Below are 14,032 nucleotides of genomic sequence, written 5' to 3'. Positions count from 1 at the left end.
TTTAGATCAGCTCCTCAATACGTATCAGTTCATTCAGTTTTGCGATTCTTTCTCCGCCCACGACCCCCGATTTCAGCAACCTGCATTCGAATGCGGTGGCAAGATGGGCGATAGTTTCGTCGGTCGTTTCTCCGGACCGGTGACTCATCACCGTGTCCATGCTGTGGGATTTTGCCAGGTGGACAGCCTCGAAGGTGTCGGTCAGCGTCCCGATCTGGTTGGGCTTGATCAGCACGCAGTTCGAGGCATCTGTCTCGATCCCGCGCATGATCCGCTCGGCATTGGTGACATAGAGGTCGTCGCCGCAGATCAGGCACCGGTCTCCGACCTGTCTGTTGATTCTGGCAAAGCCCTCGAAGTCCTCCTCGACGAGGGGGTCTTCCACATAGGCGAGGTTGTAACGGTCTACCAGTTCGGTGATATAGGCGACCTGGTCTTCGGTCGTCCTCTTCATGTCACTGTACACATAGGTGTTTCCGTTCCACATCTCGCTGGATGCGACGTCGATACCCATGTCGATCGCGAAGTTCAGTTCGTCGGAGACGGCTCCGATAGCCTGGTTCAGGAATTCGAACGCTTCTGCGTCGGAGATCCTCGGTGCCCACGCGCCTTCGTCGCCCTTGCCACAGCCCTTGCCCGCCTTGACGAGCAAATCCTTCACCTTTTTGTGGACGGCGGCATTTGCAAAGACTGCTTCGTCTGCACAGGAGGCGCCGGTCGGGATGACCAGGAACTCCTGGATGTCGGTGGCGTTCGTGGCATGCGCCCCGCCGCCGATGACATTGCCAAGGGGTAAGGGAGTCTTCCGGGCGAAGGCCCCGCCAAGGTACCGGAAGAGCGGGATGCCGAACGAATTCGCCGCAGCCTTCGCGCATGCGAGGGAGAGTGCAACGGTCACGTTTGCGCCGATGTTCGAAAAGTCCGCAGTCCCGTCGGCCTCGTGAAGGGCCCTGTCAAAACCTGCCTGATCCGCGGTGTCGAGCCCGACGAGCGTGGGGACGAGGTGTTCGCGTGCGGCGGGAACCGCCTCGCGTGGTGACCTGACCTTTGCCTCCCATGTCCCGGTGGATGCGCCGCTCGGTGCGGCTGCCCGGCCGAACCCGCAACAGGTGTAGATCTCTGCCTCGACGGTCGGGTTCCCTCTGCTGTCCAGAATAGTCCTCAGTACGATCTGTTCAATATCGGTCATCAGATCACGCCTTTTTCTTTACCGTAATGGGGATCCGATCGTCCTCGAATTCTTCAAGTGCGATGTTGAGGGGATCAACATTGCTCGTCTGGATCAGGACCGGGGCACCCATCGAGATCTGGAGCGCTCTGGCTCCTACGATCCGTGCTTTCTCATAGCGAGTATATTGGTCCATGATGCATCCTCAAAACACATAATAGATAATGGGGTCGCTGAGATTCGAACTCAGGTCAGAGCGTCCCGAACGCCCTAGGATAGTCCAGGCTACCCCACGACCCCTCACTGGTACGGGTTGATGTCGTCCACAATCTCCTTGTGTGTGAGCAGCATCCGTCTGCAGCAGTAGCGTTCTAAACCGAGATCGTCGAGGATCTTTTTGGGATCCTCGCCTGCATCCCGCCGCTTTTTGAACTCCACCCATGTAGAGGAGATCACTTTGCCGCATGTAAAGCATCTGACCGGGATCATATCTCGATTTTCCTCTATGGTGTTTGTCTGGCTCACCGATAAGACTTTTGGAACTTCGCGCGTGCGCCACGGCCGTGCGGCTTCTTGGCTTCCTTCTGCCTCGAGTCATTGACGAGGAGAGTGCGGTCATAGGTGATGAAGGTGTCTTTGACCTTGGGATCGTTGGTCCATTCGAGGATGCCGCGAGCAAGCGCGGTCCTGACAGCCTCGGCCTGACCCATCATCCCACCCCCGCTCACTTCGATGGAGACGTCAACGCTATCGATGGTATTCGGGATAAGGTGGAGCGGTTCGGAGATCTTCATGCGCACCAGTTCGGTCGCGTAGATCTCGAGAGGTACGGAGTTGATCCGTATCTGCCCGTTTCCTTCCTTGAGGGTTGCCCGTGCGATTGCGGTCTTTCTCTTACCGCTTGTATTTACGACCTTTGCCATCTTACTCACCTTCAGTACTTGGCCCCGAGCGTGGTGCTGATCTCACCGAGGGTGACATATCTCGGGTTGTTCAACCGCTCAATCCCTGCCTGTTCGATGGTCTCAAATTCGGCTTCCCTGCCCTGGAACTCGACCGGGACTCCGACATAGGCCATGACGTTCCTGAATGCCTCGGCTCCCCGCTGGCGCTTGTACGGGAGCATGCCGCGAACTGTCCGCCTCATGATGTGGTCCGGTCTTCTCGGGAAGAACGGGCCGCCTTCGCGCGAGCCGCGCTGACGCTTGTGGTGGTAGTTGCCGAGCACCATGGCACGGTGGCCGGAAACGATGACCTTCTCGACGTTCACGATGGCGAACTTCTCACCCTGAAGTGAGCGCCGTGCGACGTTGCTTGCAAGCCGCCCAAGGAGCAGTCCTTCTGCATTGATGATCGTCACCATGATTCTCACCTCAGTATCCTCACGCCTGTACCCTTCGGGTTCTGTGCGACCAGTTCTTCAATGGTCATGCACGAGCCGTCAAGGCCGGTGATCTTGCCGATCGCGGACTCGGAGAAGTTGAGTGCCGCAACCGAGACCTTCTGGTTCAGCACGCCGCTCCCGAGCACCTTGCCGGGGACCAGGATCGTTTCGCCGTCCTGGGCGTACCGGTTGATCTTTCCGATGTTGACCTCAGCATAGTTGTTGCTGGGTGCTTCCAGATTTTGTGCGATGACCCGCCAGACCTTCGCGTCGTTTTCCCGTGCCGTCTCTTTGAGCAGCGCAACGAGATACGAAAGACGGGGGTTCGTCTTCTGGTATGTTCCCTTTGCCATCTAATTCACTCCGGCTATCTCGACCAACGTCTCTGAGAGATCCGTTGATTGCTTTCTGATGTATTCAAGTCCTTTTTCGATGATTGTCAGAACAGGCAACGAACCATCGCTTTCCACGACAAAGATGAACTTTGAAATGTCAGACTTGATGGTGATCGCAGGCTCGGTGCCGATACCGGTGGTCAGGCACGCTTTCTCGCAGAGTTTACAGAGGGAGCATGCCTCACGTTTTCCATCGACCACGTGTGCCTGTCTATCCTTGATCTCAAGCACGCCGCGAGGGCACTCGTCGATGCACATGCCGCACCCGTCACAGTTCTCACCGATGGTGATAACCGGGTAGTTCTTGTACCCGCAGGCGGTGGTCGGTTCCCACTTGGCATGTACTCTCCCTGTGTTCAGGGTGGCGCGCGCTTCGAGCACGATCTTCTGGCCCTCGAAGAGCTTGACGATCGGGACGTTGTCGAGGACTGGTCGGGTTTCAGGGTCGTCCGAGATGAGGTCGCTGGAATATACCATTCCCGGGCCTTCAACACTCATGGTGAAGGTCACCGAGCAGAGCGGGCACCCGGCACCCTCGCACGAGCAGTCCTCTTGCTTGACAAATCTTGAAAGATCGGTCTTTATTGGGATTAGTCCGAGCCTGTGTGCCAGAATCTCATCGAAGAGCACGCTAGAGTTATCATAGATCTTTACGTCTTCGATGGCGAGCGTGGGCACCTCACCGATCATGGTGCGGCGCAGGGCATTCGCGAACGCTGGGGTGGCGCCGCTGAGGACGAACCTCGCGGCGTCATCATCAATTCTGGCAAATTCGATCTGCATCAGACTCTCCTTCCGCGTCTCCCGCCTTTCTGGCGAATTGAGTCGTGCGGGACCGGGGTGACGTCCTCGATCTTACCGATGCGGATGCCGGCACGGGCAAGGGCGCGGATGGCCGCCTGGGCGCCGGGGCCTGGGCTGCGCTGCTTACCCTGACCGGGTGCGCGGACCTTCACGTGAAGGCCGATGAGGCCCTTTTCTCTGACGGAGTTGGCGACGTTCATTGCCATCTGCATCGCAGCATAGGGCGAACTTTCATTGCGGTCCTGCTTGACAACCATGCCGCCGCTGCTCTTGGTGATCGTCTCGGCCCCGGAGAGGTCGGTGACGGTGATGATGGTGTTGTTGAACGAGGCAAAGATGTGTGCAATGCCCCACTTTTCCTTATCGGCTGCCATGTTTACCTCCCGGTGATCCTGCTGCGTTCAGCGTGCGACTCGGCGGCGAGCGGCGAGTGGGCGTAGTAACCGATGGACGCCTCTTCGCTCCTCGGGACGAGGTAGCCGGGGATGGTGACCCGGTGGCCGCTCACGATGATGTGGCCGTGGGTGATGAGCTGTCTGGCCTGCTTCGGTGAGCGGGCGAGGCCCTTTCTGTACACGAGGGTCTGGAGACGGCGTTCGAGTGCCTGCTCGCTCTTCAGCGCGAGGATGTCCTCGATGTCGCTTTCGCCTGACAGAAGGCCGTAGCGTTCAAGGTGGTTGAGGAGCTGCGCCTTCTTGGCCTCGGCCTGCTTCAGGTCGGTACCGGCGGAACGAAGGGCAAGAATCTCACGGGTGGCCTTGCGGTACTTCCTGAGGGCGCTTTCGGCCTTCCAGAGTTCACGCTTGTTCCGGAGACCAAATTCAATGACGATCTTTGCCTCCTCTTCAAGGCGCGTCTTCTCGAAGCGGCGCTTTGGTGTGGAGTACTGCTTGTGGTTCTTTCCTGGATATCCCATGATCGTGCCTCCTCACTCAGTCCTTCTTTCTCTTTACGCCGACGGTCGTGCCGGTTCTGCCGGTGGACTTGGTGCGCTGGCCTCTGACCTTCTGGCCGGTCTCGTGGCGGATACCGCTGTAACTGCGGATCTTGCGCATCGTGTTGATGTCTTCCTCAAGCGTCAGGTCGACCTCGCTTGCAAGGAGGTGCCGGGGCTTGCCCGAAAGAACATCGATGGGCCGGTTCAGCATCCACGAGGGGACGCTTTCCGCGAATTCGTCGACTGCTGTACGGAGCTTCTCAACGTCCTCGTCCGACATCTTGCCGAGAAGGGCGTGCGAGTCGACCTGTGCCTTGTTGACAATATAGGTCGCGGCATGCCTTCCGACTCCCTTGATGCCGGTGAGTGCGATGAGGGCCATTTTTGTGCCGTCGAGATCAGTGTCTCTGATCCTGACGAAGTACTTTATTTCTTCTTCCTGATCCATCCAATCGCCTCAATTAGATGTGGTCAAAGCGCTGAGGGAGGGATTTGAACCCTCGAGTCCCAGGGGGACACAGGTTTAGCAAACCTGCGCCATACCAGGCTTGGCTACCTCAACTTGTCAATGTCGCATCCGTGGATACTCGCAACGCACAGCGCTGCTCCATGAATGATGTTCAGTTATATTAGGTTGAGAGAGTAATAAGGATTGTGGTCAGTCCTCCGGGGCGTATGGCCGCACAAGGCCGCTGCCGATAAGGGCGGAAACGGCGATCGGGAGTGCAATGGTGGCGTCGCAGAAGCACTGGACTCTTTTTGTCTCGACCGACTCCTTCCCCCAGGAGATCGCTTCCTCGAAGGTGCACCCGGAGAGTCCGCCCCAGTGCGGGGCGTCGGTGGTGTACTGGACGGCGTAGGCGTGGCCGCCGAGGTCGCGGTCGTGCATGGAGGCGATCACCTGTGTCTGCTGGATGAAGTTTTTCGGGACGCCGCCGCCGATATAGACGACCCCTGTTTTTTTTGACGTCTCAACGATCCGGGTGAGTTCGTCGGCGTCGGCGATCTGGTCGATGGCGATCTTCACTCCTCTCCTCCTGGCGACGGTGAGGGCGATGCCGAGGGAGGAGTCGCCGAGGGCCGGGACGAAGACCGGCACCCCCATCTGTGTGCAGGTGGCGAGGATCGAGCGCCCGTGGGGGGCGACTTCTGTGATGTGATGACCGAGGCGGCTGAGGAAGTCGGCCGAGGAAGCGTGGTAGGGGGCGAGTTCCGCGGCAAACTTTGCGACGCTCCGGTCAACGCTCCGAAACTCATCTTCATAGGCGAAGACGTCGTATATGCGGTCGATCCCCTGCCTGTACAGGGACTCGTCGTCGACATGGTGGTGGCCGAGATAGTGGTTGATGCCGAGGTGTTCGGCGATGTCATGGAAGATGTTGGCCCCTGTCGAGACGATAGCATCGACGTACCTGTGCCTGACCAGTTCGATGAGGCATTCCTGCATGCCGGCAGGCACCATGGCGCCGGAGAGGCCGAGGAGGATGGTGCAGTCGGGGTCCTGGATCATCTCTGACCAGACCCTGACGGACTCCCCGAGTTTTCTTCCCTGAAAACCGGATTCGCTCATTGCGGCAACAAGTGATGGTACATCTGTCGTCGGACAGACGGAACGGCGTGGGTTCATGTCCATGGCTGTTCTCCTGAGGTATAATCGGAATTCTATCAGATTAATCCATTGGTTTGGGTCAGATGGAGGAAAGAAGGGTGTATTCCTGACAGGATATGGAGGGGTATGGGGGCGAGGGATGGCAGGAATATTCTCGCCTCTCTTCGGTCGTCCCTCCACGTTAAGATAGATCATCATGATCTCGTCTCTCCTTCCCGACCCGATCCTGAGATGGTACCTCTCTGTTCCGCTCCCCCTTGACGTCCCTCACAGTCCGTCCCTGCGCGCTGTGTCCGGCCCTCTCTATAAGATTCTCCTGTGGGAGGTCGTGTTTGGCATCAGGCTGCCGTCGGTATCCCTGAGACGATCTTTTGCGTGCCGCATGTCCGGGATCGTATCCTGCTTCCCGGTCTCTCTGTGAGGAAGGCGGGGATCCGCGCCTCCCTCCCCGCGACCATGGGGAGACATCACCCCCGGGATAGGGATTTCAACAGAGCCAAAAAAAGTGGAAATGAGGTTCAGAGTGCCTGGATCAGGGATGTGCGGGTCACGATGCCTGCAATGTGGCCGTTCCCGTCGGTGATGGGCAGGGAACTGATCTTTTTGGTGAGCATCGTGTCGATCACCTCGCCGACCGGCATGCTGGTGTTCACTGAGATGAGGGGTGCGGACATGATATCGCGGACAAGCAGGTTCCGGATCCGGTGGTCCTGATACTTCCCCTCCACAACCTCCCTGAAGGCGACCATCGCGCGGGCGACGTCGGTCTCGGTGACGATCCCGATCGGCGCTCCATTCTCGTCGGTGACGAGGAACCTGGCAATATCCTCGTCCATCATCCGGCGGCGGAGGTGGACGACCCGCTCCTCGACATTGATGGTGGAGGCCGGCTCCAGGATCTCCTTCACCTGTTTCGAGGGCTGCACCACCTTCAGCAGGTCTCCGTAACTGACCTGGCCGATGAGTTTGTGGTCTTCGTCGAAGACCACGACGATCTTTGCGTGCTGCAGGAGGGTGGGCAGGATCTCGATCCCCTGGTCGGGGTATGCCGCGGTAAACTCTCCCTCCACGGTGTTTGCGACATGGATCTGTGTCGGGGGGATGGTGGCATTCCTCTTCTTGCCGATCGCCTCGGCGATCGCCTGCCGGGAGATGGTGCCGACGACGGTCCCGTTGTCGGTGACGATCAGGGGATCGATATTCTCGTCAAGCATCTTGTCAAGGGCGTCAGTGATGGGCGCTGATTTCGAGATTGTTACCGGCTTTGCCATTATGTCCTTGATGTGGATGTATAGCTCTTCGCTCATTTTGCCACTTCCTGTAATATATTGTCCCTTTTCACGATCCCGAGAACCTCTGGTCCTCGAACAATGACCACGCTGTTGATGCGGCGGTCGATCATCATCTGCACCGCGTCCGCGGTGCTTGTCTCAGGGGGTGCGGTCAGAACGGGGTGCGTCATCACGTCCTCGGCGACTGTGGAGACCTCCTGGACATACCTGTATGCCTTTCTTCCACCAGATGCTTCTTTTCTCAGCATCTTTATATCTCTTTCCGGGATGCCGCCGGACTCGTTCCGGTAAATGAAGAACGCGAGGTTCGTTTCGGTAATGATCCCGGCAAGAGTCCCGTCATTGTTGGCGACGATGAGTTTTTCGTCCCTTTCGGAGAGGAGGTCGATGATATGGTCGAGGGAGTGGTACCGGCTCACCGTCACCGGGTTCTCCATCAGGGCTGAGATCGGTTCCGTCAGCGAGCGTGCCGCTGCCGACCTGAGGATGTCCGACTTGGTGACGATGCCGATCACCTCCCCGTCGTTTACGACCGGGATGCCGCTGATGGACCGGTCGAGCATGAGGGCGGCGATCTCCCGCATGGGCGTGTCCGGGCCGACGGCCACGGGCTCCGGCGTCATCAGGACAGATACAGGAATACGGTCAATCGGCCGTCTCCGCCAGATCGGTTCGGTTTGCCTGAGGCGATAGGCGATGTCCTTTTTCGTGAAGATCCCGGCGAGTTTCCCGCTGTCCATCACCAGCACGCGGGAGATCCTGTGTTTGATCATCTGGTTTCTCGCATAGGCGACGGTATCCTCGGGCGAAACCACCCTGACCGGGGACGACATCACATCCTCTGCCTTCATCTCCTTTCACTCCTCATAAAACGCTTTCACAAGGTCGAACTCGGTTATCAGGCCGATCAACTTCCCTTCTTCGATGACAGGGAGGGCGCCGACCCCTTTCTGCAGCATCTTCAGCGCTGCATCATTGATGTTCGTGGTCGGGGCCGTGGTATACAACTCCGCCCCGGTGAGGGTGCGCACAGGCAGACCCATCACCTCGGCCACGTCTCCGGTCGAGAGGCGGGTAAAGATCTCCCCTGACCCGAGGTACTTCATGATGTCGGACGCCGAGATGATCCCGAAGAGCACGTCGTCCGAGACCAGGGGCAGGCGCCTGAAACCGTGGGCGATCATCTCTCTCGTGACCGACCCGATGGGAGTGTCAGGGCCGGTCACCCTGAGGCCCGTGCTCATGACCTCCTCCACAGTCACGTCCGTGTCCTCGGTGGCGAGGGCCTTCATCACGTCTCTCTCGGTGACGATCCCGGCGAGGGCATCCTCATCGTCCACGATCGGGAGGCCGCCGATCTTCTTCGTGACGATGATCTCGGCGGCCCCGGCGATCGTGGCGGTGTGCGGCATTGTCGTCACCCGCTGCGTCATGATCTCCCGCACACTCTCATTGATCGCCGAGAGGAGGTTGCCGCCGTGCTTGACCCGTACAAGGTTGAAGCGGTCGCCGCCGCCGAGGAAGTCGATGATGTCCCGTGCGGTCATGATGCCGCGAAGACGGTGCGTGCCTGCATCGGTGATGGGAAGACGGCGGAAACCATAGGCCGTCATCGTCTCCACAGCACCGATGATGGTCATCGTCTGGGGGACCGAGATGACGCCGCGGGTTGCAATCCCCATCACCTCGCCCTCGCTCCCGGCGATCCGCGACTTGAACTCGATCGGGCCGCGGTCGAGTTTACCGGGCATTTTCAGCAGTCTGTCGCCCTGTTTCATCGTCTGATTATTCTTATGCATAGCATCATTCCCTTGCAGAGAGACCATTCAGCACGCCATGCCGGTCGATCATGCCCACAAGAACATCACCGTCGAGGACCGGCATCTGGGAGAGATCATGTTCCACCATCCGTTCTGCCGCCGACCTGAGACTCTCGTCAGGCCCGATGGCAATCACGGGTGTGACCATCACGCTTTCGACCGGAATCTTTCCTCCGCTCTCCAGCGTCTTTCTCACCCTGCCGCTATTTAAGATATCTCTCCTTGAGATGATGCCGATGAGGTGCCGGCTCTTCATTACCGGGAAGGCGGCGATCCCTTCTTCGACCATCTTTGCATAGACCCTGCTGACCGGGTCGTCGGCCTCGCAGACTCCGGGACTCCGGTGCATGTGATCGGCGACGGTGCCGCGGAGGTCTTCCCGTGTACAGAGGATCGGGAAGATCTCCGAGAGCAGGACCGCCCCGAGGACCTGCCCATCGTTGTTCGTGATCACGGCCGAGTCGGACTTTTTCTCCCTGATTGCCCGTGCAACGACAATCAGCGAATCATCGGGTTTCACCACCGCACCATCCCGGACAAAACCCTCGATCTGGACGTCCGACTTGGTGGTGGTGACTTTCAGGGCATCGGTGATATTGATATACCCGACATACCGCCCCTTCGTATCGGTGATCGCGATCTCGCGGAATGTGTCGTCCCGCAGGACCTGGCGTGCCCTGGTCATCGGATCTGCCGTGGTAAGCACCGGGATCCTGACTCTCACGTCGTCTGCCACCTTCATCTCAAGCGCTCCTCCTCCCTACAATCATTGCACAGCATCATCGCGTCCATGGAGACCAGGTTGTCACTCATCTTGCCGCAACGGTCGCAGAGGCCCATGGAATAATTTTCCTCCCGGTTGATGACGATCAGGTCTGACATAATCTCGTTAAGCTCGTTGGCGACGGATAGGAGGTCCCTGACCGTGACGATGCCGGTGACTTTGCCGTTCTCGACGACCGGGAGTCGTCTGACCCGGTGCCGTATCATCATCTGTGCAGCTTCCCCCACGGTTCTCTCAGAATCGATGGTGATGAGCGGAGTGCTCATGATCTCCCTGACATAGATGGAACTTGGCTTGAGGTCCTTGGCGACGACTTTGCAGTTCATGTCCTGTTCGGTGACGATCCCGATAGGGACGTTCCCTGAAAGAACGATGCAACTTCCCACCTCGCTCCGGCACATGCGGGCTGCGGCCTTTGCGACCGTGGCCTCGGCCTCGATGGTGGTGGGGCTGCCTCTCATTACTTCCTTCAGCGGAACCCGTGTTTCGACGTATATGGTGTCTCGTGCGTTAGCCATGAGTTCACCCCGTAGGGTCGCTGTTTTCTGGATGATTCCAGATACCACTACCTAGGAGATTCCCCTATAAAAGAATACTGGCGAGTATTTTCAAATTCGAACATATATTCGCCCGGGTGATATTCACCCAATATAGGGGGATATTTATACCGGGGTGGATAATCATCTAATGAGCAACTGAAAAGTCTTGAATAGGGGATGAAGCATGAATTTTCTTATTCGCGCAAAGCTGACGGTATCTAATTTATTCCATGCCTTCTTCCGCAAAAAGAAGTCAAAGATTGGAATTTACGGCCCCCCCAATGCTGGCAAGACCACTCTTGCCAACAGGATTGTACGCGACTGGACCGGTGATGCGATCGGTCCGGTGAGCGAGATCCCCCACGAGACCCGGCGGGCCCGGCGGAAGGAGAACATCACGATCTCCGGTTCGAACGGCAATTCGATCATGATCGACATCGTCGATACTCCCGGCGTCACCACGAAGATCGATTACAACGAGTTCCTCGAGTACGGTCTTGAGAAGGACGAAGCGATCATACGGGCGAGAGAGGCGACGGAAGGTGTTGCCGAAGCGATGCACTGGCTTCGGGACGATATCGACGGTGTCATCTACATGCTGGACTCGACGCAGGATCCCTTTATGCAGGTGAACATCATGATGATCGGGATCATCGAGAGCCGGAAACTCCCGGTTGTTATTGTCGCCAACAAGATCGACCTCCCCGACGCTGCTCCCCAGCGGATCAGGAGTGCCTTCCCGCAGCACCCGGTCGTTCCGATCTCCGGCATGGAGGGAGACAATATCGAGATGCTCTATGAAAAGATGGCTGAGACGTTCAGGTGATCAGGATGATTCAGGGAGTTCAGATCGATTTCCTCTCGGCTGAAAGGATGGACCGGCTGACCATGATGGAGAAGGTCAGGCTGATCCTCGACGACGTACGGGACGGAAACATCGTCGTACTGGAAAAAGGGCTTGCTCCGGACGAGCAGAGCAAACTCATCGAGGTGACGATGATGGAGATCAGGCCTGATGGATTCTCCGGGATCGAACTTGAGACCTATCCGGTGAAGGGGGGAGGAGAGGGTTTCGGCGGTTTCTTCTCCAAACTTGTCGGCAAGAAGTCTGAGTCCAGGCTCACGGTGATCGGGCCGGCGAACCAGCTCAAGACGATCAAGAAGGATGAGAACCTGATCCGCGCCTGGGTTTCGTCACGGTGAGGTGGAATGCCCCATAAGTGTACCAAATGTGGAAGGGAATTTGAAGACGGCTCAACCGAGATTCTGAGGGGCTGCCCGAGTTGCGGCGGGAAGAAGTTCCTCTATATCGGTGAGTCGAAGAGGCACGACGACGTGCTTGAGGGGAAGACGATCGAAGAACTCGCCTCGGAGACCGATACAGAGGAGATTGAGGTTCCCGAGACACCTTCCCCGCCCCGCAAGACAGAGGAGGTCCGGGATCATATAGACAGGTATGACCAGGTCGAGGCGATCCGTGTCCTCGAGCCCGGCACCTATGAACTGAATATCGAGAAACTGGCCCGGGACGAGGAGATGGTCGTTGGATTCGGCAAGGAAGGGAAGTACTTTGTCGACATCTTCTCTATGGGCAAACGCAAAAAAAAGCAATAAAAATATCATTTCTTACGGTTTTCCCGGGATCTATACTTTTTTATACGGTGGGGGCCATAGGATCAGTGCTCACTCAGTACGCGGCAGAGATGTCCTTGTGCCGATATTTTTTGACGCCGCGTGATGCCCGGTTCTGCATTGAACTCCTTTCTGGATCTGACCGGGACTGATAGAGGTGAACATCATGAAACCACAATACCTGACACGAGTTGACCAGATCGACGCGCTGAGCACGGATGAGAAGGCCGCCCTCAGGAAGGTGGAAGAAAAGTTCGCTTTCCGCTCGAACGATTATTATCTCTCTTTGATCGACTGGGACGATCCTCTTGACCCGATCCGCAGGATTGCGGTCCCAAGCCCGCTGGAATGCGAGGAGACGGGAGTGCTCGACCCTTCACAGGAGAAGAACTACACGGTTGCTCCGGGTCTCCAGCACAAGTACAGGGAGACGTCTCTTCTCCTGGTGTCCGATGTGTGCGGGACTTTCTGCCGCTTTTGCTTTAGAAAACGGTTGTTTATGGACCGGGGGGCGGAGGTGACGAGGGATGTGACCGAGGAGGTCGCCTATATCAGGGACCACCCCGAGATCACGAACGTGCTCCTGACAGGCGGCGACCCCCTGATCATGGCGACGTCGAAACTCGAACCGATCGTCAGGTCGGTGCGGGCGATCGACCATGTCGGGATCATCAGGATCGGGTCGAAGATGCCTGCCTTCAACCCGTATCGTATCATCGACGACCCGTCCCTGCTGGAGATGATCGGGAAGTACTCGACCGACGAGAAGCGGATCTATATCATGGCCCAGTTCAACCACCCGCGGGAACTGACGCCGCAGGCGGTGGAGGCGCTCGCCCTCCTCCAGAAGGCCGGGGCGATCGTCGTGAACCAGACGCCTCTTCTGCGGGGGGTGAACGACGACCCGGATGTCCTTGCAGAACTGTTCAGGAAACTTTCGTTCATCGGAGTGCCGCCGTACTATGTCTTCCAGTGCCGCCCGACCCTCGGGAACGGGATGTTTCAGGTGCCGGTGGAGGAGGGGTACCAGATCTTCGAGGCGGCCAAAGGGCGGGTCTCTGGGCTCGCGAAGAGGGCACGGTTTGTGATGTCTCATGCGACCGGGAAGATCGAGATCGCTGGGTTGACAGAGGGGTGTACCTTCTTCAAGTATCACCAGGCGGCAGACCCGGCAAATATCGGGAAGTTCCTGGCGTTCCGCCGAAACCCGTCGGCCCTCTGGTTCGAGGACTATACGGAGCCGGTGACAGACATGCCGGTGCCGGCAGAGTTCATGGAAGTTTCGGGGTAAAATGAGATATATTGTGCGAAGAATTGCTCCTTAAGCGGGGGATGAAGCGTTTCCAAGGCATTGGAAATTGCTTCTCTCTATTTTCGGCTCTGTAGAAACCCTATTCTGGAGTGTCTCGTCCGGGGGGCTGCCACCCCCCGGTCCCCCCGCCATGAGGATAGGGGGGTGGAGGGCAGTCCCCTCTTCAAGATGCCCGTTTGCCCTTTTGAGGCCTAATCCTCGTGCGGGGGTCCGGGGGCAAAAGTCCCCCGGTGCGAAGATGGAGGAAGGCGGTTGGGTCACGTTCATACACGGAAAAGGTGAGGGTTTCTACAGAGCCCGAAAATCAGAGATTTTCTCAAGGTCGCTATCGCTCCCTCCCCCCGACCCCCATCATT

20 protein-coding genes and 2 tRNA genes are annotated in these 14,032 nt (G+C 57.8%); 4 read left to right on the top strand and 18 right to left on the bottom strand.

Annotated elements, in window-relative coordinates:
* Position 1: 1 nt before the first annotated feature.
* The 18 genes from eno to MEFOE_RS12500 form a co-directional block, all read right to left on the bottom strand.
* A complete protein-coding gene (gene eno, locus MEFOE_RS12590) occupies positions 2-1,189 on the bottom strand; it encodes a phosphopyruvate hydratase (protein ID WP_067052599.1) in 1,188 nt (395 codons plus the stop codon).
* A gap of 4 nt (positions 1,190-1,193) precedes the next feature.
* Positions 1,194-1,364, bottom strand: coding sequence for a DNA-directed RNA polymerase subunit K (locus tag MEFOE_RS12585; protein WP_067052597.1), 171 nt, complete (start codon positions 1,362-1,364; stop codon positions 1,194-1,196).
* 29 nt (positions 1,365-1,393) lie between these two features.
* Positions 1,394-1,468 (bottom strand) — tRNA-Pro (locus MEFOE_RS12580).
* Positions 1,469-1,657 carry a DNA-directed RNA polymerase subunit N gene (locus tag MEFOE_RS12575; protein WP_067053326.1) on the bottom strand — a complete coding sequence of 63 codons (189 nt, stop codon included), beginning with the start codon at positions 1,655-1,657 and terminating at the stop codon, positions 1,469-1,471.
* Between the two features lie 32 nt (positions 1,658-1,689).
* Positions 1,690-2,091, bottom strand: a complete 402-nt coding sequence (locus tag MEFOE_RS12570; protein ID WP_067053321.1) for a 30S ribosomal protein S9 — start codon at positions 2,089-2,091, stop codon at positions 1,690-1,692.
* 11 nt (positions 2,092-2,102) lie between these two features.
* On the bottom strand, positions 2,103-2,531 hold the full coding sequence (locus MEFOE_RS12565; protein ID WP_083523470.1) for a 50S ribosomal protein L13: 429 nt from the start codon (positions 2,529-2,531) through the stop codon (positions 2,103-2,105).
* A 5-nt stretch (positions 2,532-2,536) separates the two neighbouring features.
* A complete protein-coding gene (locus MEFOE_RS12560) occupies positions 2,537-2,905 on the bottom strand; it encodes a 50S ribosomal protein L18e (protein ID WP_067052595.1) in 369 nt (122 codons plus the stop codon).
* Positions 2,906-3,730: a DNA-directed RNA polymerase subunit D gene (locus MEFOE_RS12555; RefSeq protein ID WP_067052593.1), complete on the bottom strand. Its 825-nt coding sequence runs from the start codon at positions 3,728-3,730 to the stop codon at positions 2,906-2,908. It lies immediately after the preceding gene.
* Positions 3,730-4,125 (bottom strand): 30S ribosomal protein S11, encoded by a 396-nt coding sequence (locus tag MEFOE_RS12550; RefSeq protein ID WP_067052591.1) that lies wholly within the window; start codon positions 4,123-4,125, stop codon positions 3,730-3,732. Before MEFOE_RS12550 ends, MEFOE_RS12555 begins: the two co-directional genes overlap by 1 nt.
* A 2-nt stretch (positions 4,126-4,127) precedes the next feature.
* Positions 4,128-4,667, bottom strand: a complete 540-nt coding sequence (locus tag MEFOE_RS12545) for a 30S ribosomal protein S4 (protein WP_067052589.1) — start codon at positions 4,665-4,667, stop codon at positions 4,128-4,130.
* Between the two features lie 16 nt (positions 4,668-4,683).
* Entirely contained in the window at positions 4,684-5,136 is a 453-nt protein-coding gene (locus tag MEFOE_RS12540; RefSeq protein WP_067052587.1) for a 30S ribosomal protein S13, read from the bottom strand.
* 29 nt (positions 5,137-5,165) lie between these two features.
* Positions 5,166-5,250, bottom strand: a tRNA-Ser gene (locus MEFOE_RS12535).
* Positions 5,251-5,346: 96 nt separating this feature from the next.
* Complete coding sequence (locus MEFOE_RS12530; RefSeq protein WP_067052585.1) at positions 5,347-6,321, bottom strand: deoxyhypusine synthase; 975 nt, start codon at positions 6,319-6,321, stop codon at positions 5,347-5,349.
* A gap of 494 nt (positions 6,322-6,815) precedes the next feature.
* Positions 6,816-7,604 (bottom strand): CBS domain-containing protein, encoded by a 789-nt coding sequence (locus MEFOE_RS12520; protein ID WP_067052581.1) that lies wholly within the window; start codon positions 7,602-7,604, stop codon positions 6,816-6,818.
* A complete protein-coding gene (locus MEFOE_RS12515; protein WP_067052579.1) occupies positions 7,601-8,440 on the bottom strand; it encodes a CBS domain-containing protein in 840 nt (279 codons plus the stop codon). Before MEFOE_RS12515 ends, MEFOE_RS12520 begins: the two co-directional genes overlap by 4 nt.
* A gap of 6 nt (positions 8,441-8,446) precedes the next feature.
* Positions 8,447-9,388 carry a CBS domain-containing protein gene (locus tag MEFOE_RS12510; protein ID WP_067052576.1) on the bottom strand — a complete coding sequence of 314 codons (942 nt, stop codon included), beginning with the start codon at positions 9,386-9,388 and terminating at the stop codon, positions 8,447-8,449.
* Positions 9,389-9,392: 4 nt separating this feature from the next.
* Positions 9,393-10,151: a CBS domain-containing protein gene (locus MEFOE_RS12505; protein WP_067052574.1), complete on the bottom strand. Its 759-nt coding sequence runs from the start codon at positions 10,149-10,151 to the stop codon at positions 9,393-9,395.
* A complete protein-coding gene (locus MEFOE_RS12500; RefSeq protein ID WP_067053318.1) occupies positions 10,148-10,711 on the bottom strand; it encodes a CBS domain-containing protein in 564 nt (187 codons plus the stop codon). The genes MEFOE_RS12505 and MEFOE_RS12500 overlap by 4 nt, the downstream gene beginning before the upstream one ends.
* 205 nt (positions 10,712-10,916) lie before the next feature.
* Here MEFOE_RS12500 and MEFOE_RS12495 point away from each other — a divergent pair, with 205 nt between their 5' ends.
* The 4 genes from MEFOE_RS12495 (at position 10,917) to MEFOE_RS12480 (ending at position 13,655) form a co-directional block, all read left to right on the top strand.
* The gene (locus MEFOE_RS12495) at positions 10,917-11,558 is read left to right on the top strand and encodes an Era-like GTP-binding protein (protein ID WP_067052572.1); all 642 of its coding nucleotides are present in this window, start codon (positions 10,917-10,919) and stop codon (positions 11,556-11,558) included.
* A gap of 5 nt (positions 11,559-11,563) precedes the next feature.
* Positions 11,564-11,935: a DUF2073 domain-containing protein gene (locus tag MEFOE_RS12490; RefSeq protein ID WP_067053316.1), complete on the top strand. Its 372-nt coding sequence runs from the start codon at positions 11,564-11,566 to the stop codon at positions 11,933-11,935.
* 6 nt (positions 11,936-11,941) lie between these two features.
* The gene (locus MEFOE_RS12485) at positions 11,942-12,346 is read left to right on the top strand and encodes a Zn-ribbon domain-containing protein (RefSeq protein WP_067052570.1); all 405 of its coding nucleotides are present in this window, start codon (positions 11,942-11,944) and stop codon (positions 12,344-12,346) included.
* 184 nt (positions 12,347-12,530) lie between these two features.
* A complete protein-coding gene (locus MEFOE_RS12480) occupies positions 12,531-13,655 on the top strand; it encodes a KamA family radical SAM protein (RefSeq protein WP_067053313.1) in 1,125 nt (374 codons plus the stop codon).
* Positions 13,656-14,032 lie beyond the last annotated feature (377 nt).

The organism is Methanofollis ethanolicus (assembly GCF_001571385.1).
Taxonomy (GTDB): Archaea; Halobacteriota; Methanomicrobia; order Methanomicrobiales; family Methanofollaceae; genus Methanofollis; species Methanofollis ethanolicus.
The sequence above is the reverse complement of the archived record's forward strand: the minus strand, read 5'-3'. Positions and strand labels throughout refer to the sequence as shown.

Bases quoted from the DNA above. Each gene is read 5' to 3' on its own strand.
- eno (WP_067052599.1), bottom strand. From the start codon at position 1,189: ATGACCGATATTGAACAGATCGTACTGAGGACTATTCTGGACAGCAGA.
- MEFOE_RS12585 (WP_067052597.1), bottom strand. From the start codon at position 1,364: ATGGACCAATATACTCGCTATGAGAAAGCACGGATCGTAGGAGCCAGA.
- MEFOE_RS12575 (WP_067053326.1), bottom strand. From the start codon at position 1,657: ATGATCCCGGTCAGATGCTTTACATGCGGCAAAGTGATCTCCTCTACA.
- MEFOE_RS12570 (WP_067053321.1), bottom strand. From the start codon at position 2,091: ATGGCAAAGGTCGTAAATACAAGCGGTAAGAGAAAGACCGCAATCGCA.
- MEFOE_RS12565 (WP_083523470.1), bottom strand. From the start codon at position 2,531: ATGGTGACGATCATCAATGCAGAAGGACTGCTCCTTGGGCGGCTTGCA.
- MEFOE_RS12560 (WP_067052595.1), bottom strand. From the start codon at position 2,905: ATGGCAAAGGGAACATACCAGAAGACGAACCCCCGTCTTTCGTATCTC.
- MEFOE_RS12555 (WP_067052593.1), bottom strand. From the start codon at position 3,730: ATGCAGATCGAATTTGCCAGAATTGATGATGACGCCGCGAGGTTCGTC.
- MEFOE_RS12550 (WP_067052591.1), bottom strand. From the start codon at position 4,125: ATGGCAGCCGATAAGGAAAAGTGGGGCATTGCACACATCTTTGCCTCG.
- MEFOE_RS12545 (WP_067052589.1), bottom strand. From the start codon at position 4,667: ATGGGATATCCAGGAAAGAACCACAAGCAGTACTCCACACCAAAGCGC.
- MEFOE_RS12540 (WP_067052587.1), bottom strand. From the start codon at position 5,136: ATGGATCAGGAAGAAGAAATAAAGTACTTCGTCAGGATCAGAGACACT.
- MEFOE_RS12530 (WP_067052585.1), bottom strand. From the start codon at position 6,321: ATGGACATGAACCCACGCCGTTCCGTCTGTCCGACGACAGATGTACCA.
- MEFOE_RS12520 (WP_067052581.1), bottom strand. From the start codon at position 7,604: ATGAGCGAAGAGCTATACATCCACATCAAGGACATAATGGCAAAGCCG.
- MEFOE_RS12515 (WP_067052579.1), bottom strand. From the start codon at position 8,440: ATGAAGGCAGAGGATGTGATGTCGTCCCCGGTCAGGGTGGTTTCGCCC.
- MEFOE_RS12510 (WP_067052576.1), bottom strand. From the start codon at position 9,388: ATGCATAAGAATAATCAGACGATGAAACAGGGCGACAGACTGCTGAAA.
- MEFOE_RS12505 (WP_067052574.1), bottom strand. From the start codon at position 10,151: ATGAAGGTGGCAGACGACGTGAGAGTCAGGATCCCGGTGCTTACCACG.
- MEFOE_RS12500 (WP_067053318.1), bottom strand. From the start codon at position 10,711: ATGGCTAACGCACGAGACACCATATACGTCGAAACACGGGTTCCGCTG.
- MEFOE_RS12495 (WP_067052572.1), top strand. From the start codon at position 10,917: ATGAATTTTCTTATTCGCGCAAAGCTGACGGTATCTAATTTATTCCAT.
- MEFOE_RS12490 (WP_067053316.1), top strand. From the start codon at position 11,564: ATGATTCAGGGAGTTCAGATCGATTTCCTCTCGGCTGAAAGGATGGAC.
- MEFOE_RS12485 (WP_067052570.1), top strand. From the start codon at position 11,942: ATGCCCCATAAGTGTACCAAATGTGGAAGGGAATTTGAAGACGGCTCA.
- MEFOE_RS12480 (WP_067053313.1), top strand. From the start codon at position 12,531: ATGAAACCACAATACCTGACACGAGTTGACCAGATCGACGCGCTGAGC.